Origin of the sequence: Mesorhizobium sp. M0998, from assembly GCF_040318885.1 — a bacterium.
GTDB lineage: Bacteria > Pseudomonadota > Alphaproteobacteria > Rhizobiales > Rhizobiaceae > Mesorhizobium.
The window spans coordinates 49,153-73,369 of sequence record NZ_JAMYND010000004.1 but is presented as its reverse complement, the minus strand read 5'-3'; the positions used below and the strand labels follow the sequence as shown (position 1 = coordinate 73,369).

Annotated in this window: 22 protein-coding genes and 1 pseudogene; 11 read left to right on the top strand and 12 right to left on the bottom strand. The window is 62.4% G+C overall.

Annotated features, from left to right (window positions below; all coding sequences use genetic code 11):
- The first annotated feature begins 142 nt into the window (after positions 1-142).
- Both NKH59_RS05120 and NKH59_RS05115 read left to right on the top strand, forming a co-directional pair.
- Positions 143-1,176, top strand: a pseudogene (locus NKH59_RS05120) (aldo/keto reductase).
- A gap of 113 nt (positions 1,177-1,289) precedes the next feature.
- A complete protein-coding gene (locus NKH59_RS05115; protein WP_254817539.1) occupies positions 1,290-1,448 on the top strand; it encodes a hypothetical protein in 159 nt (52 codons plus the stop codon).
- A 51-nt stretch (positions 1,449-1,499) separates the two neighbouring features.
- On the opposite strand, the gene NKH59_RS05110 is transcribed toward NKH59_RS05115, so the two are convergent.
- The gene (locus tag NKH59_RS05110; RefSeq protein WP_023674477.1) at positions 1,500-1,757 is read right to left on the bottom strand and encodes a DUF982 domain-containing protein; all 258 of its coding nucleotides are present in this window, start codon (positions 1,755-1,757) and stop codon (positions 1,500-1,502) included.
- A 96-nt stretch (positions 1,758-1,853) separates the two neighbouring features.
- A complete protein-coding gene (locus NKH59_RS05105; RefSeq protein WP_353021172.1) occupies positions 1,854-2,516 on the bottom strand; it encodes a GntR family transcriptional regulator in 663 nt (220 codons plus the stop codon).
- Positions 2,517-2,712: 196 nt separating this feature from the next.
- Here NKH59_RS05105 and NKH59_RS05100 point away from each other — a divergent pair, with 196 nt between their 5' ends.
- Complete coding sequence (locus NKH59_RS05100; RefSeq protein ID WP_353013514.1) at positions 2,713-3,963, top strand: multidrug efflux MFS transporter; 1,251 nt, start codon at positions 2,713-2,715, stop codon at positions 3,961-3,963.
- Positions 3,964-4,016: 53 nt separating this feature from the next.
- Positions 4,017-4,385, top strand: a complete 369-nt coding sequence (locus tag NKH59_RS05095) for a DUF423 domain-containing protein (protein WP_352542399.1) — start codon at positions 4,017-4,019, stop codon at positions 4,383-4,385.
- A 26-nt stretch (positions 4,386-4,411) separates the two neighbouring features.
- On the opposite strand, the gene NKH59_RS05090 is transcribed toward NKH59_RS05095, so the two are convergent.
- Together NKH59_RS05090 and NKH59_RS05085 are read right to left on the bottom strand one after the other, a co-directional pair.
- A complete protein-coding gene (locus NKH59_RS05090) occupies positions 4,412-4,555 on the bottom strand; it encodes a hypothetical protein (protein ID WP_352472029.1) in 144 nt (47 codons plus the stop codon).
- A gap of 57 nt (positions 4,556-4,612) precedes the next feature.
- Positions 4,613-4,756, bottom strand: a complete 144-nt coding sequence (locus NKH59_RS05085) for a hypothetical protein (protein ID WP_352472030.1) — start codon at positions 4,754-4,756, stop codon at positions 4,613-4,615.
- Positions 4,757-4,919: 163 nt separating this feature from the next.
- On the opposite strand from NKH59_RS05085, the gene NKH59_RS05080 reads away from it, so the two are divergent.
- Positions 4,920-6,002, top strand: a complete 1,083-nt coding sequence (locus NKH59_RS05080) for a LacI family DNA-binding transcriptional regulator (protein WP_353021168.1) — start codon at positions 4,920-4,922, stop codon at positions 6,000-6,002.
- A 23-nt stretch (positions 6,003-6,025) separates the two neighbouring features.
- Here NKH59_RS05080 and NKH59_RS05075 read toward each other — a convergent pair whose 3' ends face one another.
- A complete protein-coding gene (locus NKH59_RS05075) occupies positions 6,026-7,201 on the bottom strand; it encodes an OpgC family protein (RefSeq protein ID WP_353021167.1) in 1,176 nt (391 codons plus the stop codon).
- Between the two features lie 215 nt (positions 7,202-7,416).
- Between NKH59_RS05075 and NKH59_RS05070 the strand changes: the two genes are divergently transcribed.
- Positions 7,417-8,091 carry an alpha/beta hydrolase gene (locus tag NKH59_RS05070; protein WP_353021165.1) on the top strand — a complete coding sequence of 225 codons (675 nt, stop codon included), beginning with the start codon at positions 7,417-7,419 and terminating at the stop codon, positions 8,089-8,091.
- Positions 8,092-8,100: 9 nt separating this feature from the next.
- On the opposite strand, the gene sthA is transcribed toward NKH59_RS05070, so the two are convergent.
- A complete protein-coding gene (gene sthA, locus NKH59_RS05065) occupies positions 8,101-9,489 on the bottom strand; it encodes a Si-specific NAD(P)(+) transhydrogenase (protein ID WP_352472033.1) in 1,389 nt (462 codons plus the stop codon).
- Between the two features lie 210 nt (positions 9,490-9,699).
- Here sthA and NKH59_RS05060 point away from each other — a divergent pair, with 210 nt between their 5' ends.
- From NKH59_RS05060 to NKH59_RS05050, 3 genes are all read left to right on the top strand, one after another.
- Entirely contained in the window at positions 9,700-10,170 is a 471-nt protein-coding gene (locus NKH59_RS05060; RefSeq protein ID WP_352472034.1) for an RDD family protein, read from the top strand.
- 138 nt (positions 10,171-10,308) lie between these two features.
- Positions 10,309-11,073, top strand: coding sequence for an arginyltransferase (locus NKH59_RS05055; protein ID WP_352472035.1), 765 nt, complete (start codon positions 10,309-10,311; stop codon positions 11,071-11,073).
- Positions 11,074-11,195: 122 nt separating this feature from the next.
- The gene (locus tag NKH59_RS05050) at positions 11,196-12,092 is read left to right on the top strand and encodes a DMT family transporter (protein ID WP_352472036.1); all 897 of its coding nucleotides are present in this window, start codon (positions 11,196-11,198) and stop codon (positions 12,090-12,092) included.
- Here the strand turns inward: NKH59_RS05050 and NKH59_RS05045 are convergent.
- Both NKH59_RS05045 and parC read right to left on the bottom strand, forming a co-directional pair.
- Positions 12,080-13,300, bottom strand: coding sequence for an AI-2E family transporter (locus NKH59_RS05045; protein ID WP_352542394.1), 1,221 nt, complete (start codon positions 13,298-13,300; stop codon positions 12,080-12,082). The genes NKH59_RS05050 and NKH59_RS05045 overlap by 13 nt on opposite strands.
- 249 nt (positions 13,301-13,549) lie before the next feature.
- Positions 13,550-15,802 carry a DNA topoisomerase IV subunit A gene (gene parC / locus NKH59_RS05040; protein WP_352449279.1) on the bottom strand — a complete coding sequence of 751 codons (2,253 nt, stop codon included), beginning with the start codon at positions 15,800-15,802 and terminating at the stop codon, positions 13,550-13,552.
- Positions 15,803-16,163: 361 nt separating this feature from the next.
- Here parC and NKH59_RS05035 point away from each other — a divergent pair, with 361 nt between their 5' ends.
- Positions 16,164-17,357: an aq_1923 C-terminal domain gene (locus NKH59_RS05035; RefSeq protein ID WP_353021162.1), complete on the top strand. Its 1,194-nt coding sequence runs from the start codon at positions 16,164-16,166 to the stop codon at positions 17,355-17,357.
- A gap of 80 nt (positions 17,358-17,437) precedes the next feature.
- Here the strand turns inward: NKH59_RS05035 and aspS are convergent, their stop codons facing one another.
- From aspS to NKH59_RS05015, 4 genes are all read right to left on the bottom strand, one after another.
- Positions 17,438-19,228: an aspartate--tRNA ligase gene (gene aspS, locus NKH59_RS05030; protein ID WP_352501677.1), complete on the bottom strand. Its 1,791-nt coding sequence runs from the start codon at positions 19,226-19,228 to the stop codon at positions 17,438-17,440.
- Positions 19,229-19,442: 214 nt separating this feature from the next.
- Positions 19,443-20,267: a carbohydrate ABC transporter permease gene (locus NKH59_RS05025; protein WP_353021159.1), complete on the bottom strand. Its 825-nt coding sequence runs from the start codon at positions 20,265-20,267 to the stop codon at positions 19,443-19,445.
- 53 nt (positions 20,268-20,320) lie between these two features.
- The gene (locus NKH59_RS05020; RefSeq protein WP_353021307.1) at positions 20,321-21,193 is read right to left on the bottom strand and encodes a carbohydrate ABC transporter permease; all 873 of its coding nucleotides are present in this window, start codon (positions 21,191-21,193) and stop codon (positions 20,321-20,323) included.
- A gap of 68 nt (positions 21,194-21,261) precedes the next feature.
- The gene (locus NKH59_RS05015) at positions 21,262-22,530 is read right to left on the bottom strand and encodes an ABC transporter substrate-binding protein (protein WP_353021156.1); all 1,269 of its coding nucleotides are present in this window, start codon (positions 22,528-22,530) and stop codon (positions 21,262-21,264) included.
- 390 nt (positions 22,531-22,920) lie between these two features.
- Between NKH59_RS05015 and NKH59_RS05010 the strand changes: the two genes are divergently transcribed.
- The gene (locus tag NKH59_RS05010; protein ID WP_023674455.1) at positions 22,921-24,168 is read left to right on the top strand and encodes an MFS transporter; all 1,248 of its coding nucleotides are present in this window, start codon (positions 22,921-22,923) and stop codon (positions 24,166-24,168) included.
- Positions 24,169-24,217: the final 49 nt, after the last annotated feature.

The following is a 24,217-nucleotide window of genomic DNA, read 5'->3' as shown; positions in this document are numbered from 1 at the left end:
GCTGTGCGTTTCAATCCGCAAGATGTGATCGAGCTTACCCTGCGGAACGGGCGACAAGCGGAACGAATTATCCTACAAATAGCCGGTTCATTGAGGGCTGTCGTCTGCAACGCCCTTTCCCGATAAATTGTGAGGACACGACATGGAATACCGCACTCTCGGCCGTTCCGGGCTGCAGGTTTCGACGCTGACCATGGGCACCATGACGTTCGGCGGCGGCGGCGCGTTTTCGGCGGTCGGCAAGACGAGGCGCGCCGGATGATCGACCTTTGCATCGATGCCGGCGTCAATGTCATCGACACCGCCAATGTCTATTCGAACGGCGTGTCGGAAGAGATCATCGGCGAGGCGCTTGGCGGCAAGCGCAAGGGCGACGTGCTGATCGCCTCCAAGGCGCGCATGCGGATCGGCAAAGGCCCCAATGATGAAGGCCTGTCGCGCTACCATCTGATCCGCGAATGCGAGAGGAGCCTGAAGCGGCTCAGGACGGATGTCATCGACATCTATTTCCTGCACGAGTGGGATGGCCTGACACCGCTTGAGGAAACCATCGCCGCGCTCGACACGCTGGTCGCGCAGGGCAAGGTCCGTTATGTCGGCTGCTCCAATTATTCCGGCTGGCAAGTGATGAAGGGGCTGGGGATCAGCGACCGTCATCACCAGCCACGCTTCGTCACCCAGCAGATCCATTACACGTTGGAAGCGCGCGAGGCCGAGTATGAATTGTTACCGATCTCGGTCGACCAGGGGCTCGGCGTGCTGGTCTGGAGCCCGCTTGCCGGCGGGTTGCTGTCCGGCAAATACCACCGTGACCAGCCGACCGCCCGCCAGCTCAGCGGCTGGTCGGAACCGCCGATCCGCGACGAGGACCGGCTGTGGCGGATCGTCGACACGCTGATCGATATCGGCAATAATCACGGCGTGTCGGCGGCGCAGGTGGCGCTTGCCTGGCTGCTCGGCCGGCCCGCTGTCAGTTCGCTGGTGATCGGCGGACGAACCGAAGCCCATTTCAAAGACAATATCGCCGCTGCAAGCCTTGTGCTTGCCGATGAGGAGCGCACACGGCTCGATGTGGTCAGCAGGCCGCCCGTGCTCTATCCCTACTGGCACCAGCAATTCACGGCAAAGGACCGGTTCGGGCCGGCCGATCTCGTTCTCGACCGCGACGGCGCCTGAAAAGCCGGGCTCTCCGGACTGCGCCGAGATATGGAGCCCGATCGTGCCTTGCGGTGTTGTGTTTGCGGTCCAATGCTCCTAGGCAAAGGCCAAGCACAACGAAAGGAAACGATATGGCACGAGCACCGAACTACGGTCAGGAACGCAAGGAACGCGACCGGCAGAAGGCTGCCAAGAAGGCGGAAAAGCAGGCTGCCAAGGTCGCAGCCAAGGAGCGATCGAAGCCCGAGGGCGAGAGCGAGTCCCAAACCAAAACCGAAACGGCAGAGTGATGATATCCGGGCTGCCAGGCGGGCCGGGCCTCGGTCAAATCCCGCTATGCCTCAGGCAGGCGCCTTGTCGCTGACGAAGACGTTCACTTCACGAGCGGCGGCAATGAAGGCCCGTCTTGCGTTCATGGCCGGCTTGTCGCCGGCCAGCGCATCATGACAGGCTTGCAACGCTTCGCGGTGCTTGGGGCTGCGCTTGCCGGGCCAATTGTTGAGGAGGTAGTCGGAAGCCTCGCGGGCCGTACGCAAGAGCTGATTGCTTCCCGCCGCGCCCTTGACGGTCACGGGTGTGTCAAATCGGTTGTTTTCCATCGCCGCTCTTACGCCATCGGCATTTGCGAAGCGAGACCGAAAGTAGCATTCTTCGCTCATCTGCTCTTTTCGTGATCAATGGCAGCCGATCCTCACTCAAGCGACGACGGCAAATCCACGGGCGCGCAGGCCGCGCCGGTCGTTGCGCAGCGAGGTCACCAGCCGGTCGCGGCTGCCGATGATATGGGCCGAAAGCAGGCGGGCGGCGGTATCGGCATCGCCGGCCCGCACCGCCGACAGAATGGCATGGTGTTCGGCCCAGGCGCGGCCGAGCGCTGCCTCGTCGCGAACCTCGAGCCAGCGGGCGCGCGACAGGCGCGTCATCGCATCGCGAACCGCTCTGAACAGGAACTCGTTGCCTGACAGGCGTGCCAGCTCGATATGAAAATCCCTGCCGACGCGATGCCATTCCTCGCGCGGCGTCTTGTCGTCGCAAGAATCGAGCATCGCCTCGATGATTTCGACGGCACTTCTGTCCTGCAAGGTGCAAGTCAGCCTGACTGCCGTGACCTCGACCGCCTCGCGATAGACGGCGATCTGCTCCAGCTCGGCAAGATTGATTGGCGAGACCGTCCAGCCGCGGCCGTCGCGGCAGATCAGGCCTTCGGTCTCGAGCCGCAGCAACGCAGCCCTGACCGGCGTGCGCGAGGCGCCGAAGCGGCTTTCGACCCAGCGCTCCGTCAGCCGCTCGCCGGGACCAATCTCGAGCCCGAGGATCATCTCGCGAAGCTGCTTTTCGACGTTCTGCATCTGCGACATTGGCGTTCCGTTCAGGTCATTCGTTCCGGCAATCGGGTCACTGGCCGGCGTTGGCCGATCACGCCGGCCTTTGTCGATCATGTTTGAGAGGCCCGCATTGACAGCGACGGGGCTTGCGTTCATGACAGATACCAGGTTGGTATCCCAGATTGGTATCCACAGCAAGTTTCATGCAAGCTGACCGGACAGGACAGACATGCCGCAAGACGCCAACCGCGCCACGCACAACGTCCACTGGCGCCGCAATCTCGCCGTGTGTTTTGCCGGCTCGTTCAGCACGCTTGTAGCGATGACGCTGCTGTTGCCCTTCCTGCCGCTTTACGTCGGGCAGCTGGGCGCAGAGGGCCATGCGGCGATCGTGCAGTGGTCGGGCGTCGCCTACGGCGCCACCTTCCTTGCCGCCGCGCTGGTCGCGCCCCTGTGGGGGCGGCTAGGCGACCGTTACGGCCGCAAACTGATGCTGGTGCGCGCCAGTTTCGGCATGGCGCTGTGCATGTCGCTGACCGGCATGGTGCAGACTGTCTGGCAATTGGTGCTCTTGCGCCTGCTGATCGGCTTTGCCGGCGGCTATTCTTCGGGCTCGACCATCCTGGTTGCCATGCAGACGCCGAAGGATCGCTCCGGCTGGGCGCTGGGCGTTCTGTCGGCCGGTATCACCGCCGGTGCCCTGGTCGGTCCGCTGCTCGGCGGTGCGCTGCCGCCGCTGATTGGCATACGCGCCACATTCCTGCTCGCCGGCGGCGTCATTTTCCTGGCTTTTCTGGCAACCACCTTGCTGATCAAGGAGGCGCCTCGCCCGGTTGCCGCCAAGGCCGCGTCAGAAGAAAAAGTGAAGGACAGCTGGTCGCAGATTCCCGACAAGCGCCCCGTCGTCGCCATGCTGGCGACCGGCATGCTGTTGAGTTTCGCCACCATGTCGATCGAGCCGATCATCACCGTCTATGTCCAGCAGCTCATCGAAGATCAGTGCCAGGTCACGCTGGTCTCCGGCATCGTCATGTCAGCGGCAGCGCTCGGCGCCATCCTGTCGGCGTCGCGGCTCGGCAATCTCGCCGACCGTATCGGCCACTGGAACGTCATCGTTGCCGCACTCGCCGTCTCGGCGCTGCTGCTGATCCCGCAGGCCTTCGTTACCCAGGGCTGGCAACTCGTCGGCCTGCGTTTCCTGATGGGCCTAGCGCTTGGCGGTCTTTTGCCCTGCATCACCAGCGTCATCCGCCACAATGTGCCCGACGGGGTCGGCGGCAATGTGCTGGGCTTGTCGATCTCGGCGCAATATGTCGGGCAGGTCGCCGGACCGTTGCTCGGCGGCTTTGCCGGCGGCCATTTCGGTATGCGCTCGGTGTTTCTCGGCACATCCATTCTGATGGCGGGCGGAGCGGCCTATAACTGGCTGGTCCAGTCGCGCCGCGAGCGCGACATGCTGGCGGAAGCCGGCAAATCCTGACACGGTTCGCAGCACTATCTCAGGCGGTCGCCACGAATCACGGAGGCGTGGACATGAGCACGGATGAACACGCGGCAGGCGGCCGCATTCTGGTTTTTGCCGGCGGCCTATGCGGCGCGGCTGGCGTGGCGCTTTCGGCGGCGGCGGCGCATCTCGGCGGCGCTTTGGTCGGTACGGCCGCATCCTTCCTGCTCTTGCATGCGCCGGTCTTCCTTGCCGTCGGGCTGCTCGGTGGCAATAGCATCCTGCGAACCGGAAGCCTCATCCTTCTCGTCGGGCTTCTGCTGTTCTCGGGAGATCTTTTGGCCCGCGACTTCCTTGGCTCGCGGCTGTTCCCGATGTCGGCGCCGATCGGCGGCACGTTGCTCATCGGCGGCTGGCTGATGATGGCCGCCTCGGCGCTGGTACGGCCGCGCCCTTGACGCGGCAGCCAGGTTCGCCGGTTCTGTCAGTCTTGGCGACGTTCGGGCCGGACTTGGCCGTCGCGTTTGGCCGTTTTGACCACACGCCGCCGCTCCGGCCGTTCGGTGGCCGGCGATATGCCCCAATAATTGCGATAGATGTCTTCGAACAGATGCTTGATCGGGTGCATGGCTTAATCTCCTTTTTGAATCGATCCAATCAGCGGGCACAAAAAATAGGCCGCCGATCAGCTCCGCTTGCGTCCTACGAGGAAACGCAGGTCGCGAATCCACGGACCGGTCCTGTCGCGCCCCTTGCGGGCCTCCGCGCTCGAGCGGATGCTCCAGTCGTTCCGGTAAATGTCCTCGAACAGATAATTGACGGGGTGCATGGCACTCTCCTCTTGTATCGATCCAATGTGCGGGCAAAACCGCTCTTGGATCGATTCAAGAATATGCGTCACAGCATAAATGTCAAGCAAAAATTTGAATCGATCCAAGGAAGATGTTAGGTAATCGGCACTACTGTCGGACAGGAGTCCTGGAGACGAACAAATGACATCACCCACCGAGGGCAGCAGGAGGCCCATCCGGCTGGCAGACATCGCCAAAGCCGCGGGCGTATCGCACGGCACTGCCTCCAATGCCTTCAGCCGTCCCGAAATCGTGCGCGAGGAAGTCCGCGAGCGGGTCAAGGCGGCGGCCGAGGCGCTGGGCTACGCCGGCCCGGATCCCAAGGGCCGGCTGCTGCGCGCCGGCAAGGTCAATGCAATCGGCGTCGCCACAACCGAGCCGCTGTCCTATTTCTTCGACGACCCGTTTGCCCGCGTGATGATGGCCGGCATCTCGGAAGCCTGCGACGCCACCGGCGCGGGGATAGCCCTCGTGTCGGCTGGCAACGAGGAAAAACTTGCCTGGAATATCCAGAGCGCCCTCGTGGATGGCTTCATCCTTTTCTGCATCGAGGGCGGTCCGCGTCTCGTTGAGCTGACGCGCGAACGAAAGCTCCCCTTCGTCGCGCTCGAGCTCGGCTCGCAGGACGAGACGGTCTCGGCGATCAGTATCGACAATGTTGCCGGCGGCCGGCTCGCGGCGCGCCATCTGGCGGAACTTGGACATCGCCGCTTCGCCGTGCTGTCGCTGGCCTTCGCCGACGACAGCACCGGTCTTGTCTCGCCCGAGCAGGTCCGGACCGCGGTCTATACCGGAACCCGTGACCGCCTCCTCGGCTATTTCGAAGAGCTTTCCCGGTTTGGTATCGGCACCGCCAAGGTGCCGGTCTACGAGACCGAAAACGACAAGGCGAGCACAAGGGCTGGTCTCGAAACCATTTTCGCCTCGGCGGAACCGCCGACCGCCATCCTGGCGATGTCGGACCGGATCGCGATGGTCGCGTTGGAATGGCTCAACGCACGGGGCATCGCGGTTCCCCGCGATGTTTCCGTCGTCGGCTTCGACGGCGTGCCTGAAGCCGCAACTTGCGAGCCTCCGCTCACCACCATCGCCCAGCCGATCGCCGAGATCGGCCGCCGGGCAGCGCGAAGAATCCTCGACTTCGACGGCACCGTGCGGCGAGAAACGCTCGACGTCGAACTTGTCGTCAGGGCATCGTCCGGACCGCCGCCAAGTACAGGCTGACTGGGGCAGATCGGCTCCAAATCTTACCTATTGGCCGCCATGGGACCGATGCCAAAGGATGGACGGACAGGCGGCGCCTCGTTGCGGACCGGCTTGCCCTTGCCGGACCAGCCGATGGCGGACAGCCACTCCAGATAGAAGGCGAGCGCGAACTGCATGGCGATGCCGGCGGCGAGCAGCAGACTGTCATAGGCAAAGCCGCCCGGGTTGACCAGCTTCATCACCTGCGCCGCCATGGCAATCACCGTGCCGGCAATGAAAACCGGCAGCGAGCGTTTGCCCAATATGGCGAGCGGATTGTCGCGGCCGGTGCGGAACAGGTTCGAGACGAAAGGCAAGGCGACAACCAGGTAGCTCATCGCCAGGATGTGCAGCAGTCGCGGCAACGACAGGAACGTCTTGTCGAAACCGGTCAGCACCACCGGCAGGTCGAGCCACGACACATGCCCCCACAGCGGGCTGTGCACCCAGACGAGCGCCGTCAGCACATAGGCGGCGGCCGCGCCGACCAGCCAGCGATTGACAGGGACGGTGCCGCCGCGCCGCACATGCAACACGCTGGCCATGCCGATATTGAACAGCAATTGCCATGACAGCGGATTGAGGAACCAGAAGCCGGGCTCCGGGTAGTTCGGCGGCGCGATCTGGTAGATTCCGGCAATCAGCCAAAGGGCTGCGGACACAGCAAGCGCCGCCAGTGGCCGGTAGCTGATGAACAGCAGGAAGACCGGCGCCATCAACAGCAGCGCCGCATAGACCGGCAGTATGTTGTTGTAACCGAGCTGATGGCCGAGCGTGACGATGCCGACCAGGACTTGTGGCGGGTTCCTGACGAGCGGCTCGATGTTGATCAGCGTCAGAAGGTCCGGCCGTTTCGCAAACACCGCCGCCGCGCAGAAGATGGCCATGACCACCATCGTCGTGACGATGTGGGTGACGTAGAGCACGCCGGCGCGGCGCCACATTTTCAGCGTTGCAATCAGCCGGTTTCCCGGCTGGAACTTAGTGCCGTAGGCGAGAGCGACGGACATGCCGGAGATCAGCACGAAGGCCTCGGCCGCATCGGAAAACCCGAAATTCTTGTAGGTCAGGGTTTCGAACACGGTGCCCGGCACGTGATCGACGAATATGGTCAGGAGGGCGAGAGCCCGGAACACATCAATACGCGTATCGCGTTCCGGCGAAACTGGCATGGTCATCGATAAAAGGCCTTAAAGCTGGTTGTTCATGCCCGGCATGCGATCCCTCGGGCGACCACCCGGCGCACACTGCTTCGATCCCCCCGCGGGGATTATATCGGCAAAGAAACGGACTGAAATGCGCCCGGTTCAATCAACTTTCGCGGAGCTTGAAAATATTCCGTTTTGAAGCCGGCAAATTAACGAAAGTAACGCGGAATCAAAAGGATGTGCCTATGGCCGAGCAAAGCCTCGAAGACGGTATTTTGCAGGAGAATTCAGGCTTTTTCTACCGGCTCCATCGATCCGCCAATTTACCCGGTGACTGGCTGTTCCTGTTGCATGGATCGGGTCTCGACGAGACGACCTTGCTGCCGCTTGGTCGGCAAATCGCGCCGCATGCGGCGCTGGTTACGGTCCGTGGCCGCATCCCTCAGGAGGACGGTTTCCGCTGGTTCACGCGAATCACCCCGACGCGATTCGAGCAGGCAAGTGTCCGCGCGGAGGCAGATGCGTTTGCAGGCTTCGTCGCCGGCGTCGCGAAGCGCCACAGCCTCGATCTCCGCCGCGCGACCTTTCTCGGCTATTCGAACGGCGCCAATTTGGTTTCAAGCGTCATGCTGCTGCATCCGGGCGTGATCGAGCGCGCTGCATTGCTGCGTCCGATGCCGGTGCTCGACGAGGTGCCGCCGGCCGACCTGTCGAAGGCGCGGGCTCTGATCGTCGCCGGCGCCGCCGACCTGACCTACGCGCCATTCGCGCCGGTGTTGGCCGCTCTACTGAGCTCGCATGGCGCCAAGGTCGAAACCCACACCATTGCCTCCGGCCATGAAGTTGGCGATCCGGACGCCGACATCGTCAGGCAATGGCTGGCGGATCCTGCGGTCGCCGTTGCAGCGTCGGATCGATGAGCCCCGAAGCTACCCTCGCCCCATGCGGTTCCAGGCGTCCAGCCCGGCGATCTTGTAGGCTTCGGCCAGCGTCGGATAGTTGAAGGTGTTGTTGACGAAGAAGTCGACGGTGCCGCCGAGATTGATGACCGCCTGGCCGATGTGGATGAGTTCGGTCGCGCCCTCGCCGACAATATGGGCGCCGAGCAGACGGCGTGTTTCGATCGAGAACAGAAGCTTCAGGAAACCGGTGTTGACGCCCATTATGTGGCCGCGCGATGTCTCGCGGAACCGCGCCACGCCGACCTCGTAGGCGGCACCACTCTCGCGCACCTGCTCCTCGGATTGCCCGACGGTGGAGATTTCCGGCACGGCGTAGATGCCGTAGGGAAAGGTTTCGGGCGGCGGCGGCAAGGGCACGCCGAAGGCATGGCAGGCGGCCACCCTGCCCTGCTCCATCGAGGTCGATGCCAGGCTCGGAAAGCCGATGACATCGCCGGCGGCATAGATGTTGGGCGCGCTGGTCTGGAAGGTCTGCGGATCGACCTTGATGCGGCCTCGCGAATCAGCCTCGATGCCGACGGCGTCGAGCCCTAAATTGCCGACATTGCCGGTGCGTCCCGCGGCATAAAGCACGATCTCGGAACGTATGGTGCGGCCGTCGGCCAGCGTCACCTCAGCATAGTCGGGTTTCGAGGCGATCTCCTTGACGGCACTGCCCAATCGGATGGTCATGCCGCGGTCGCGCATCTGATGGATGAAGTCGTCGACGATCTCGCGGTCGACGAAATCCAACATCGTGTTGCGCGGCTCGACCAGTGTCACCGGAACGTCGAGTGCCGAAAAGATTGTCGCATATTCGACGCCGATGACGCCGGCGCCGATCACCGTCAGCGTGCGCGGTAGCCGATCGAGCTCCAGCATCTCGTCGCTGTCGAAGATCCGTGTCTTGTCGAACGGCACGTCGCGCGGCCGGTGCGGCCGGGTGCCGACCGCGATCAGCGCATGGGCGAAGCCAACCTCGCTGTAGTCGCCGGTGTCGGTGGTCAGGCTGACCTTGTTGGGGCCCAGGAATTTTACCGCGGCGCGCGCACTCTTGACCGTGTTGCGCATGAACTGGTGCTGCAGCACCTCGACCTCATGGTCGAGCGTCTTGTGCAGGCGCTCGACCAGATCGCCGACCGAAATGTCCTGCTTGACGCGGTAGCCGCGTCCATAAAAGCCGCGCTCGCGCCAGCCGGAGAGGTTGAGCACCGTCTCGCGCAACGTCTTCGACGGTATAGTGCCGGTATGCACCGAAACGCCGCCGAGACGCCGGCCCCTGTCGACCACCAGCACCGACTTGCCGAGCTTGGCCGACTGCACCGCGGCGCGGCGCCCGGATGGGCCGCTGCCGATGACCAGCATGTCGTAGTCCATGTCGCCCCGTCCCCTCGGCTCGGCGCGCTTTGTGCGCCGCAGCAAACTAACGCTATCCGCGCCGTGAATTCAACAAGTCAGACGGCCCCAGGCGCTCTGTCGCCATCTACACGGCGGCGAAAGGCTCGATCTTGATTCCGCCGCGAACCTTCACCATTTCATCAATACGCGGCCCGTGCATTAACCCGGGTTCGATTACGAGGAAATGACATGAACGCTCGCGTTCTCGACGGCGAAATCATCACCAGCAGGCTCGAAGATGTCCGCTCTTATGAGGGCGTGCGCACGCGGCGCATTCTCGCTTTCGTCATCGACTATTTCATCGTCGCGCTGCTCACCATTCCATTCGCGATCCTGGTGTTCCTGTTCGGGCTGTTGACGCTCGGCCTCGGCTGGATGCTGTTTTCCATTCTCGTGCCGACCGTCGCCATCCTCTACATCTGGAACACGCTCGGCAGTAAAGACCAGGCCACCACCGGCATGAAGATGATGGGCATCCGGCTCGACCGACTCGACGGCAGCCGCATCGACGGGCTGACCGCCGTCGTGCATTCGGTGCTGTTTTGGGCCGGTAATGTCATCCTTTCGCCGCTGGTCCTGCTGGTGAGCCTGTTTTCCGACCGCAAGCGCACGCTGCACGACCTGCTGCTCGGCACCGTTGTCAGCCGCAGTGGCCGCTGAGCAGACTTTTGAAGCGCGGCCGTAGCCTTTGCGCACAAATGTGAAGACGTCCAATCAACCAGGCTTTCACAATCCTGTTGAATTTTTCGGCGTCCGCGCCAAAGGTAGAGCGATTCGCAGGAGTATTTCCAAGGCTCGATGACGCAGCACCCGACCCAGTCGCCGCAGTTCTTTCTGACCGCGCCCTCGCCATGTCCCTATCTCGAGGGCCAGTTCGAGCGCAAGGTGTTCACACACTTGGTCGGCGACAAGGCCCCCGAGATGAACGATCTGTTGACGCAGGGCGGTTTCAGGCGCTCGCAGAACATCGCCTACAGGCCGGCCTGCGAGACCTGCCGCGCCTGTGTGTCCGTGCGCATCCTGGCGCAGGAATTCACCGCCAGCCGCAACATGAAACGGGTCATACAGCATAATTCGGATCTGGTCGGCGCCATGCACGACGCCGAACCCTCCACCGAACAGTATTCGCTGTTCCGCAGCTATCTCGACGTCCGCCACCGCCGTGGCGGCATGTCTGACATGACCGTGCTCGACTACGCCATGATGGTCGAGGATACCCATGTCGACACCAAGGTCATCGAATACCGTCGCCGCGGACCTGACAGCTTCATTACCGGCAAGGGCCAGGGCGAACTGATCGCCGTGGCGCTTACCGACAAGATGGCCGATGGCCTGTCGATGGTCTATTCCTACTTCAACCCGGACTTCGAGGACCGTTCGCTCGGCACCTTCATGATCCTCGATCACATCGCCCGCGCCAGGGCGATGGGCCTGCCCCATGTCTACCTGGGTTACTGGGTCAACGGCTCGCGCAAGATGAATTATAAGATGCGCTTCCAGCCGCAGGAGCATCTCGGCCCGAAAGGCTGGGAACGCTACAATCACGAAGCGGTTTCGCGCTGATCTTCGCTTTCGGTATTCACTCTTAAATTGTTTCGAGGAGGATGCCGCTGGGCTTCCGGCCGATCGGCTGGGAAACCGGGCGGGTCAATTTTGCGCCTCCAAGCCTACGCGAGAATTGCCGCATGTCTTCCCACAACGACCACCAGAGAGGCCTTCTGATCACCGCCATCGGCGGGCTGACGCTGACCGTCGACATTCCGCTGATCCGGCTCGCCGACGGCGAGGCGTGGACGATCCTGCTGTTGCGCACCGGCACGACCTTCGTCGCCACGCTTATCATCTGGGCCGCCTGGCGATCGCTGAGCGCAAAGGCACCGCAGCTTGTACCGGGCTGGTCAGGGCTCATCGTTGCCGGCCTCTACGGGCTCGGCTCGATCGCCTTCATCACCGGTGTCTACAATACCTCGACAGCCAACCTCGTTTTCATCCTGGCGTTCACAACCATGTTCGCGGCCCTTTTGTCATGGCTGTTCCTGAAGGAGAGGCCACGGCCCCTGACGCTTGCAGCGCTGGCACTTATGATCGTCGGCGTGACGATCATTGTCGGCGATTCCGTTGGAACCGGACATCTCTTCGGCGACCTGATGGCGCTATGCTCGGCTTTCATGATCGCCGCGGCCATCACCATCTCGCGCGCCAGCGGCAAGGATATGGGTTTCACGGCGCTGATCGGAGTGGTCCTGCCGCTGGCCGTCGCCACCCTGATGGTTTCCAAGGTGGGTTTTCACGTCAACGCGCCATGGTGGATCGTCTTCAACGGTGCCGTCATCATGCCGATCTCGTTCTTCTGCCTCGCCAACGGCCCGAAATACATCTCCGGGCCGGAGGTGGCGATGTTCTACCTGCTTGAAACCGTGCTGGCGCCGGTCTGGGTGTGGATGATCTTCGCCGAAACACCGACGCGCAACAGCCTGATCGGCGGCGCGATCCTCATCATGACCTTGATCGGCCATTCGCTCTGGCAGTTGCACGACGGGCGCAAGCGCCGCGCCACGTTCGCCGTCAGTCACCCGGCCTGATTCTTTTTCGCGGCGGCGCGTTCGGCAACAATTTCAATCTGCGGCGGTGCATCTTCCTGCTCCGCCGGTTCGGCGGCAGCGAGTTCATCGGTCAGTTCCACCTCGCGCAGCCATTCGCGCCAGATTGCGACCAGCAGGGCCATCAGCACCGGGCCGATGAACAGGCCGAGAAAACCCATTGTCTTGACGCCGCCGATCAGGCCGAAAAAGGTTGGCAGGAAGGGCAGCTTTATCGGCCCGCCGACCAGCTTCGGGCGCAATGTCTTGTCGACGATGAAGAGTTCGACCGCGCCCCAGACGAACAGCGCCAGCCCCGCCATCGGCGAGCCGCTGGCGGCGAGATAGATCGAGACCAGCGTGAACGACAGCGGCGCGCCGCCGGGGATAAGCGCCATGATGCCGGTCAGCGCGCCGAGCGTCACCGGCGACGGTACGCCGGCCAACCAGTAAGCGATGCCCAGCACCAGTCCTTCGCCGATGGCGATAACGGTCATACCGGTAACCGTCGACGAGATCGTCGCCGGCACCACGCGTGAGATCCGTTCCCATCGGGCCGGCAGGATGCGTTCGCCGAGGCGATCGACCTGCCCGGCGAAATGCTCGCCGTCGCGATAGGCAAAGAACAATGCGATCATCATGAACAGCAGCGTCAGCAAAAGTCCGAAGGCGCTGCCGCCGGCGGCAAGCGCGCCGCGATAGATGCTGCCGATATTGGCGCCGCTGATCAGCTGGATCAGTTCGCCGATACCGCCTGGATGGCCAACGTTGACCGTCCACTGTTCATTGAGCCATTCGCCTACTACAGGCAGCGTGGCGATCCAGTGCGGCGTCGGCGCGCCGTAGCGGTTGGTCTCGATAGCCCAGCCGACCCATTCGCGCACCTCGTTGATGGCGTAGGTGCCGGCAAGCGCGATCGGCACCACCAGGAAGGTCAGGATGAACAGGATCGCAAGCGTAGCGGCAATCGTGCGGTTGCCGCCGACGCCGGCGAGCAGCCGCCGATAGAGCGGCCAACTGGCGAAAGCGATAACCAGGGCGGCTAGGACCGGGAACAGGAAGCCGTGGAAAAAATATACGCCGGCGGCGACGATCAGCACCAGGAGCCAGCGCGCCGCCGACAGCGGTGGAATGACAGCGGCCCTGAGCGGCGTCGACAGGCCAAACAGACGCTGTTGCCGCTCCGGCTTCTGGATCCTGATTTCCTTCAAGCGCCCAATTCTCCCTAGCCCATCGCATCGCTTATGCACTGATATAGTGCAGCAATCGTGACGACATTCCAAATGTTCGGGTGGCGCTGCTAATCTCCCCCCTTGAGGGGGAGATGTCGCCGAAGGCGACAGAGGGGGTCGGGACGTCCTGACGCGACCTTACCACGAACAAAGCAGGCTGGCGCTTCATGCGCGGGGACCCCCTCTGGCCTGCCGGCCATCTCCCCCTCGAGGGGGGAGATTACCGCTTCACCCGAACTTGCCAGTCCTCGGGAAACCCTTCGGCACCATGCGGCCGGCCGAGGCGCGGGCGCCGATCCATTCGGCAAGCTCGTCACGCGATTTGGTGAAGGTGCGGTCTGCCGAATCCTGCCAGGACAGGCCGCTTGCCAGCGTGAAGGTCTTGAGGTCGAGGACACCGCCATCCTTGTATTTCTGCAGGCGCACGCCCTTGCCGCGTCCCATCTCCGGGATCTCGGCCAGCGGGAACACCAGCATCTTGCGGTTCTCGCCGACAATGGCGAGATGGTCGCCGGCGACGCTCACACAGCGCTGGGCTTCGTCGGGCGCCTTGACGTTCATCACCTGCTTGCCCTTGCGGGTGTTGGCGACGACTTCTTCTTCCGGCACGATGAAACCGTTGCCGTCATGCGACACCAGCAGCAGCTTGCGCTTGGGATCATGGACGAAAGCGGTGACGATATCCTGGTCGTTGTCCATGTCGACGATGATGCGGATCGGCTCGCCGTGGCCACGCCCACCCGGCAGCCGGTCGGCGCCGATCGTGTAGAACTTGCCGCCGGTGGTGAAGACCAGCACCTTGTCGGTCGTCTGGGCGTGGAAGGCGAGCTTGAGGCTGTCGCCTTCCTTGAAGGTCAGGGCCGAATGGTCGGTCAGATGACCTTTCATGGCCCTCAGCCAGCCCTTTTCCGAAACGACCACGGTGACCGGCTCGCGCTCGATCATGGCGTGGGCGATATCGGTCAGGTCATGCTCGGGTGCGTCGGCGAACTCGGTGCGGCGCTTGCCGATCTCGGTGTCGGGCCCGTATTTCTGGCGAACGTTGGCGACTTCCCACTTGATCGTCGCCCACTGCTTGGCGTCGGACGCAAGCAGTGCCTCGATCTGCTTCTTCTCCCCGGTCAGGCCATTGAATTCCTCGCGGATTTCGAATTCCTCGAGCTTGCGCAGCGCCCTCAGCCGCATGTTGAGGATAGCTTCAGCCTGGGTGTCGGTCAGTGACCAGCGCGCCATCATCACCTGCTTGGGCTCGTCCTCCTCGCGGATGATCCTGATCACCTCGTCGATGTTGAGGTAGGCGATCAAATAGCCGGCGAGGATCTCCAGCCGCCTTTCGATCTCGCCGAGGCGGTGCTTGGAGCGGCGGATCAGGACGTCGCGGCGGTGCTCCAGCCATTCCTTGAGCACACCTTTCAGCGACAGCACGTTCGGCACCTTGCCGCGCGACAACACGTTCATGTTGAGCGGAAAGCGGCTTTCGAGCTCGGTCAGCTTGAACAGCGATTCCATCATGATGCCGGGATCGACCGAGCGGCTCTTCGGCACCAGCACGACGCGGATGTCCTCGGCGCTCTCGTCGCGGATGTCCTCGAGCAGCGGCAGCTTACGCGCCATCAAGAGCTCGGCGATCTTTTCGATCAGCCTGGCCTTCTGGACGCCATAGGGGATTTCGGTGACGACTATGTTCCAGGTGCCCCTGCCCTGGTCCTCCTGGCTCCATTTCGCCCTGACGCGAAAGCCGCCTCGACCCGTTTCGTAGGCTTCGAGGATCGAGGCTCGGCTGTCGACGATGATGCCGCCGGTCGGGAAATCCGGACCTTGCACGAAATCCATCAGCTTGGTGACGGGCGCATCCGGATGATCGATCAGGTGAAGCGCGGCGTCGCAGAGCTCGGCCGCATTGTGCGGCGGGATCGAGGTCGCCATGCCGACGGCGATGCCGGACGAGCCGTTGGCGAGCAGGTTCGGGAAGGCGCCGGGCAGCACGGCCGGCTCCTCGTCTTCCTCGTTGTAGGTCGGGCGGAAATCGACGGCGTCCTCGGTGATGCCTTCCAAAAGCAGCGTCGACACTTCGGTCATGCGCGCTTCGGTGTAGCGCATGGCGGCGGCATTATCGCCGTCGATATTGCCGAAATTGCCCTGCCCGTCGACCAGCGGGTAGCGCATCGAAAAATCCTGCGCCAACCGCACCAACGCGTCGTAGATCGACTGGTCGCCATGCGGATGGAATTTGCCCATCACCTCGCCGACAATGCGGGCGCATTTGGCAAAGCCCTGGTCGGGGTTAAGCCGCAACAAGCGCATGGCATGCATGATGCGACGATGCACCGGCTTCAGCCCGTCGCGCACGTCCGGCAGTGCCCGGTGCATGATGGTCGACAGCGCGTAGGCGAGATAGCGCTCTTCCAGCGCCTTCTTCAGATCGACCGGCTCAATATTATCGCCGCCGCCAGTTTCAGGCGGCAAAAGCCTTTTTCCCATGGGCTGGCACTAGCCGAGCGGGTGATTCGCGGCAAGAGGCACACCGGTATGCGTGCTCCTAAAGCGCATCGCGTTCGACCGGCCCATGCGACGCTTTAGGCCCTTGTTTTGATGCATGTCGTTACCGCAAAACCGTTGCGCGACATCCATTATGCAACAGGAATTGGAAGCGTCGCGACGCCGGCCAACATCAATCCGTTACATCCTGCTTCTATCGCAAGGCTGATGGATCGGGTTTGCCTTTGGCCGCGATTTTCGACCATTGTGCCGAGGCCCGCCTTTTTCCGGTCCAGTTCGTCACCGAATGGTGACGACGCGACGATTTGAAAAGAATTTCAGGACACTCTCAGGGGAGCTCTCGATGACGATCAGACACTCGACACTTATTAAGAGACTGGCTTTTTCGACCTTTTTGCTGACGCTGCCGCTGAATGCGGCGTTCGCGCAGGATACCGCGGTCGCCGACCGGCTGAAGGCTGCCCTCGCCGCGCAGGGTGTCGACCTCTCCTGGACCGGAGTAACCGGCGACACCTCCAGCATGGTTCTGCAAGGCGTAGCGGTCAAACCGGCGGCCGAAAAGGAGGCGCTCAAGATCGGCGACGTCAAGCTCGAAGGTGTGACCGAAGCCAGTGGCGGCTATCAAATCGCGACCGTATCGACGTCGCCGTTCGAACACAGCGAAGATGGCGTCACGCTCAATCTCAGCCCCTTCGTCATCCAGGACATGACGGTTCCGGCCGAAGGCGCAACCGGTCCGCTGGGCTCGCTGATGATGTACAAATCGGCCGAGCTCGACAACATGACAGTCAAAGTGGCTGACAAAACTGCTTTCTCGATGGACGGGCTTGCCATCGCAATCACGCCGCCGGCCGACGGCAAGGCCATGGCGTTTTTCGGCACTACGGAAAAATTCGCTGCCGACCTGACCCTGGTCGAAGATCCGAAATCCAAGGAAGTCATCAACGCACTCGGCTACCAGAACATAACAGGCAATCTTGAGATGGAAGGCACCTGGCAGCCTACCGACGGCAGGATGGACTTGTCGAAATACGAAATATCGGTCGACAATGCCGGCACGCTCGGCATGACCTTCGATCTCGGCGGCTACACGCTGGACGTCATCAAATCACTGCAGGAGATGCAGAAGAAGATGGCGGCGCAGCCCGAAGGCGCCGACAATTCGGCGCAAGGCATGGCCATGCTCGGGCTGCTGCAGCAGCTTTCGTTCAACAGCGCCTCGATCCGCTTCGACGACGATTCGTTGACCAAAAAGGTGCTCGATTATGCCGGCAAGCAGCAAGGCATGTCCGGCAAGGACATCGCCAACCAGGCCAAGGCGATCGTGCCCTTCGGCATGGCGCAGCTCAACAATCCGGAACTGACCGCGCAGGTTTCGGCCGCGGTCAACAAGTTCCTTGACGATCCGCAAAGCATCGAGGTCTCGGCCGAGCCGCCGGCAGCGGTGCCGTTCGCGCTGATCATGGCGGGCGCCATGTCCAACCCGCTCGACCTGCCGAAAACGCTCGGCGTGACGGTTACGGCAAACGAAGACTGACCGAGACAGGCTTCAAGCAAAAAGCCCGGCAGCGATGCCGGGCTTTTTTATGAATCAACAGCACCGGTTCGGAGCGTTTTTTAAACCTCTTTCTTCGTCGCCACCACGCGCAGCGACAATTCGCGAAGCTGCTGCGGGCTGGCTTCCGACGGCGCGCTCATCAACAGGTCGTAGGCCTGCTGGTTCATCGGGAACATAGTCACTTCGCGCAGGTTCCTGGCGCCGACCAGAAGCATGACGACGCGGTCGATGCCGGCCGCCATGCCGCCATGCGGCGGCGCGCCATACTGGAAGGCGCGATAAAGGCCGCCGAAGCGCTCTTCGACCGTCGCGCGGTCCAGCCCGACGGTTTCGAACGCCTTGACCATGGTTTCGGGCAGATGGTTGCGGATGCCGCCGGAGGCGATCTCGAAACCGTTACAGACCATGTCGTACTGGAACGCCTTGATGCCGAGCAGATCCTCGCCGTTAAGCGCATCGATGCCGCCTTGTGGCATCGAGAAAGGATTGTGCGCGAAGTCGATCTTCTTCTCCTCCTCGTTCCATTCGAAGAACGGGAAGTCGACGATCCAGCACAATTCGAAGCGGTCGCGGTCGACAAGATTGAGCTCCTCGCCGGCGCGGGTGCGCGCCGCTCCTGCGAAGGAGACGAACTTCTTCGGATCACCGGCGACGAAGAAGGCGGCATCGCCATCGGCGAGGCCGAGTTGTTGTCGGATCGCCTCCGTGCGCTCCTCGCCGATGTTCTTGGCCAGCGGCCCGGCGCCTTCGAGCTTCTCGCCCTCCTTGCGCCAGAAGATGTAGCCGAGGCCGGGCTGACCCTCGCCTTGCGCCCATGAGTTCATGCGGTCGCAGAAGGCGCGAGACCCGCCGGTCTTGGCCGGAATGGCCCAGACCTCGGCCTTCGGATCGTTGGCAAGGATGTTGGCAAATACCTTGAAGCCAGAGTCGCGAAAATGATCCGAGACGGCCTGCATCTCGATCGGGTTGCGCAGGTCCGGCTTGTCGGTGCCGTATTTGCGCATGGCGACATCATAGGCGATGCGCGGAAACTTCTCCGTCACCGGCTTGCCGGCGGCAAAGGTCTCGAACACCCCCCGCATCACCGGCTCCATGGTGGTGAACACATCCTCCTGCTCGACGAAGCTCATCTCAACGTCGAGCTGGTAGAATTCACCCGGCAGACGGTCGGCGCGCGGGTCCTCGTCGCGGAAGCAGGGCGCAATCTGGAAGTAGCGGTCGAAGCCGGACACCATGATCAGCTGCTTATATATCTGCGGTGCCTGCGGCAGCGCATAGAAAGTGCCGGGGTGGATGCGCGACGGCACCAGAAAGTCGCGCGCCCCTTCCGGCGACGAGGCGGTCAGGATCGGCGTCGAGAATTCGGTGAAGCCGACCTCGCCCATCAGCTTGCGCATCTCGGCGATGATTTTGGTGCGCGCGACGATGTTCTTGTGCAGGGTATCGCGGCGCAGGTCGAGGAAGCGGTATTTGAGGCGGATGTCCTCTGGGTAATCCGGCTCGCCGAAGACCGGCAGGGGCAATTCCCTGGCGGCCGACAGTACCTCGATCTCGCGCGCGAAGACTTCGATCTCGCCGGTTGGCAAATTAGGGTTCACGGTGTCGGCGAGGCGCGCCTTGACCTCGCCGTCGACGCGGACGACCCATTCGCCGCGCAGGGTCTCGGCAATCTTGAAGGCGGGCGAATCCGGATCGGCGACGATCTGGGTCAGGCCGTAATGGTCGCGCAAATCGATGAACAGCAGGCCGCCATGGTCGCGCACGCGATGCACCCAGCCCGACAAGCGAACGGTCGAGCCGACGTCGAGCTTCCTCAATTGGGCACAGGTATGGCTGCGGTAACGATGCATTGTCATTCTTAAAGTCCGGATGTTGGGTTGCGGCCAAGGCATGATGGCCCAGCCTGAAAATTTGCGCGAAAAGCACATGAGAGGGTGCATTTGTCAAGGCAAGCGGCAGCCGGGTCGAGTTCGCGTTCTTCCCGCCCCTTTCCCACCGGCATCAATTTATGCTCGAGGCGTCAATCTGAGTTCGCTGCTCTGTGCCCGCAGTTCAACTATGCACTCACCCCTTCACCCCGCCCGCCGTGAGACCGGAAATGATCTTGCGCTGGAAGATGAGAACGAGGACGACGAGCGGCACGGTGACGATCACCGATGCGGCCATGATGTTGCCCCACGGGATCTCGAACTGCGAGCTGCCGGAGAGCAGCGCGATCGCCACCGGCACGGTTCGCTGCTCGTTGCTGGAGGTAAACGTCAGGGCGAACAGGAACTCGTTCCAAGCACCGATGAAGGCGAGGAGCCCGGTGGTCGCCAGCGCCGGCCACATGAGCGGCAGGAAGATGCGGCTGATGATGATCCAGGGCGTGGCGCCATCGAGGATCGCCGCTTCCTCCAGTTCGATCGGCAGGTCGCGAACGAAGGCGGTGAGCACCCAGACGGTGAACGGCAAGGTGAAGATCATGTAGGACAAGATCAGCGCGAACGGCGAATTGTAGAGGCCGAAGGTGCGGATCAGCTCGAAAAGACCGGCAAGCACCGCCAATTGCGGAAACATCGAAACGGACAGGATAGTGAGGAGCAGAGCCGAGCGGCCGCGGAAGCGGATGCGCGCCAGCGCATAGGCAGCGGTGACGCCGAGGAACAGCGAAATGACGACAACGGCGCTCGAGATGAAAAGCGAGTTCACGAGGTTGCGCAGGAAGGTCCCCTCGGTGAACACGGTCCTGTAATTGCTGAAGGTAATCGTCTTCGGCCAATAGTCGATCTGGAAGAGCGCCGTCCCCGATTTCAGGCTGGTGATGATGGCGTAGTAGAACGGGAACACCGCGACGACGACGATAACGGCGACGAGGAGGTAGAAAGCCGTGCGCTTGACGATCCACATGGTCAGTAGTCCCCCATGATCAATAGTCCCCCATGGTCAATAGTCCCCCATGGTCAATAGTCCTTGTCCAGTCTTATCCGGCCGAGCCAAAGAACGAGCATGGTCAGCAGAGCGAGGATAAGGAAGAGAAGCGTCGAGGCGGCGGAACCGGAAGCGAACTTGTCGAACTCAAACAGGCTCTCGCGGGCAAACACCGACATCGACTTGGTGTGTATGTTGTTTGGCGTAAGCACGTAGATCAGATCGAAGATGCGCAGGGCATCGAGACCGCGAAAGATCATGGCTACCATCAACGCCGGTCGGATGAGCGGCAAGGTGATCTTCCAGAAAATTCTCCACGCGCCGACGCCGTCGAGCTTGGCGACCTCGTAGATTTCTTGTGGAAGCATCTGGAGGCCGGCGAGAATGAGAAGCGCCATGAAGGGGGTCGCCTTCCAGATGTCGACAACAAGGACGGCGACCATCGCCGTGTCGGCGCTGGCCGTCCAGGCGATCTTGGTGCTGATCAGGCCGAGCTTGAGCAGGACGTCGTTGATGATGCCGAACTGGTCGTTGAGCATCCACTGCCATATTTTCGCCGAGACGATCGTCGGGATCGCCCAAGGGATGAGGATCGCGGCGCGCACGATGCCGCGGCCGCGAAACCTGGCGTTGAGCACCAGCGCGACGATCATGCCGAGCACCGTCTCGCAGGTCACCGAAATCACCGCGAAGCGCACCGTGTTCCAGACGGCGCGCCACCAGACCGGATCGGCGAGCAGCCCGTCATAGACGACGCGGCCGCTCGGCATTTGCACGACGGAGAAATAGTTGGCGAAGCCAACCCAGCGGCGGGCTTCGAGGTCGGCGAGCGAGGCATCGGTGAAGCCGAAATAGATCGTGCGCATCAACGGCCAGCCGGCAACGGCGGCGAGCACGATGAGCATCGGAGCAAGCAGCAGCCATGCCGAGCGCACACGCTGACGCGCCAGCAGCGAGCCTGAGCGCGGCGAGGTCACCAGGCGGTGCCCTTGAGCCTGGTCAAGGAGAACTCCAGATCGGCAAGGTTGTCGGCGGCTGTGCCCTCGCCGGAAATGGTGTTGTGGACGGCGGTCCAGAACTCGCTCGATGCCTCATTGTACCGGCTCTTGGCTTGGGCCGAGGGACGCGGCACCGCGTTGAGGACGACTTCCTTCCAGCGCGGAATCACCGGCTGGGCGCTGGCGATGTCGGCATCGTCATAGAGTGCCTGGATGGTCGGCAGATATGCCCCCTTCAAGGCGCGGTACTTCTGCATCTGAGGCGAGGCGATCCATTTGACCAGCTCGATCGCTGCATCCGGGTTCTTCGAATATTTGGAAACCGCGAGATTCCAGCCGCCAAGCGTTGCTGCCGGGTGCGCGCCCTCACCAGACCCCGGCGGCAGCGTCGTCACCTCGAACTTGCCTTTGATGGGGGAGCTTTCGCTGTTGCCAAGCGCGTAGGCGTAGGGCCAGTTGCGCATGAAGACGGCGTTGCCGGTCTGCCAGACTCCGCGCGACTCTTCTTCCTGGTAGGCCAGAACGCCGGGCGGTGAGATGGTTCCCACCCAGCTCCTCGCCATTTCCAGCGCCGCAGCTGCTTGCGGATTGTTGATGGAGATGGTGCCGTCCGGCTCGATAATCTGGCCGCCGCCGTTCGACTTCACCCATTCGAGTGCATCGCAGGTCAGCCCCTCATAGGCGTTGCCCTGGAAAACGAAACCCCACATGTCCTTGTTGCCGGCCGCGCGCTCCTTGTCCATGACAAGCTTGGCGGTATCGGCAAGTTCAGCCCAGCTGGCCGGGACCCCGGCGCCGTATTTGTCGAGGAGATCCTTGCGGTAGTAGAGCGCCGGAGCGTCGGTGAATATCGGCAAGGCGACGAGCTTGCCGTCAACGGTCTGCGATTTGATGATCGATGGGAAATGGGCGCCGACAACATCCTTGGTCGCTTCGGTCAGGTCGATGAACTGCCTTGCAAGCTGGGGGGCCCAGATGATGTCCGTCTGATAGACGTCGACGTCGCTGCTTCCGGCGGCAAGCCAGAGCCGGTATTGGCCAAACTGGTCCGTCGCCGAGGGAGGCAGCGGAACGACGCTAACCTTGTTGCCGGTCTTCTTCTCGTATTGATCGAGGATCTCGCGAAGGATTCTCTGGCCGTTGCCGGTATCTCCGGACACCATGGCGAGGTCGACAGCCCGCGCCGGCCTGGCCGCCAGAACTGCGGCCACGGCAAATGCCGCAAATGCGGAATGAAATTTCATGATGGCGGACCTCCCTTTGGAGCTTCAGGCCGGGCAGCAGAAACGACGTCGATGCTGACACCGTCTCCGCACACCGGCGGCTCACAAGACGCGTATTCGCCCACCAGCACTGAACTACAAAGATACGCCTTGGTTCCCAACACGGAGGGTCCGGCGCCACGCGGTAGCGCAAGTTCCCCCGCGGTAATGCACCTAAAACGTGTCGCGTTCGATCGGCCTCATGCGACGCGCTTTAGGTCCTTGTTTTTATACATGTCGTTATCGCAAAACCGCTGCACACTTTTGCGCGACATGCATTAAGGCCCCCGGCTGGCCCCAACGCCACCGGGAATTGCCGCTGGCATTGGCGAAGCCGATGGTTCAAGAAGGATCAACGACAGGCTTTCCTTCATGTCCTCCATCCGCCCGCTGATCCCCCTCCTGATCGCCGCCGGCATCCTGCTCGGCGGCAACGGCCTGCAGAGCACGTTGATTGCGCTGCGTGGTGCGCAGGAAGGTTTTCCCGCTTCCTCGATCGGCCTGATGGGCACGTTCTATTTCGCCGGCTTCCTGCTCGGCTGCCTTGCCGTGACCCGCATCATGAAGTCCGTCGGCCATGTGCGCGCCTTTTCGGCACTCGCGGCGATCGCCTCGGCGGGAACGCTGCTTCTGGTGCTGGTCATCGATCCGGTGATGTGGTGCGCCGTGCGCTTTGCCGGCGGGTTCTGCTTTGCCGGCCTGTTCACCATCATGGAAGCCTGGCTGAATTCCGGCGTCACCAACACCGACCGGGCGCGGGTGCTTGCCATCTACCGGATGGTCGACATCGGCTCGGTGACGGGCGCCCAGTTCCTGATCCCGATCTTTGGCGCCGGCGGCTTTGCCATCTTCGCCATCATGTCGATGATGATCACCGTTTCGCTGGTGCCGGTTTCGCTCGGCGACCGCTCCAATCCGACGCCGCCGGAAGACGTCAAGCTCGATTTGGCGCGCGTCTGGCGGATCTCGCCGCTCGGCTGCTTCGGCTGTATCGCCGTCGGCGTCACAAACAGCGCCTTTCGCACCCTGTCGCCGGTCTATGCCGAGCAGATCGGCATGTCGGTCGCCGACGTCGTCACCTTCGTCAGCGTCGGCATTTTCGGCGGCGCCATCATCCAATACCCGCTTGGCTATCTCTCCGACCGCTGGGACCGGCGCTCGGTGCTGCTGATGACGACGTGCTGTGCGATGGTGGCGGCACTGGCGCTGGCATTCGTGGCAGGCGGCAGCCCGTTTCTCAACTTCCTGCTCGTCTTCATCTTCGGCTGCTTCGCCATGCCGCTCTATTCGTTGTCAGCGGCGCATTCCAACGACCGCGCCGACAAGGGCGAGTTCGTGCTGATCAACGCGGCCTTGATGCTGTTTTATTCCTTCGGCGCCATTGGCGGGCCGTTCGCAGCCTCGACGGTGATGCAATTTTTCGGGCCGAGCGCGCTGTTCGTGTTCAGCGCCACCGTCTATGCGATCTTCGTGGCCGTCATCCTTTACCGGATGCAGGCGCGCTCCGCCGTGCCGGCCACCCATCGCAGCCGTTTTACGGCGCTGTTGCGCACTTCGACGGTTTTTGCCCGGCTGGCGAAGCGGAATGCCGATCCCGATGAACCCGCAAAGCCTGGATAGAGGTGCTTGCGCTTGACGAAAGCGCGCGCGGCTGAAATTGAAAGAGACC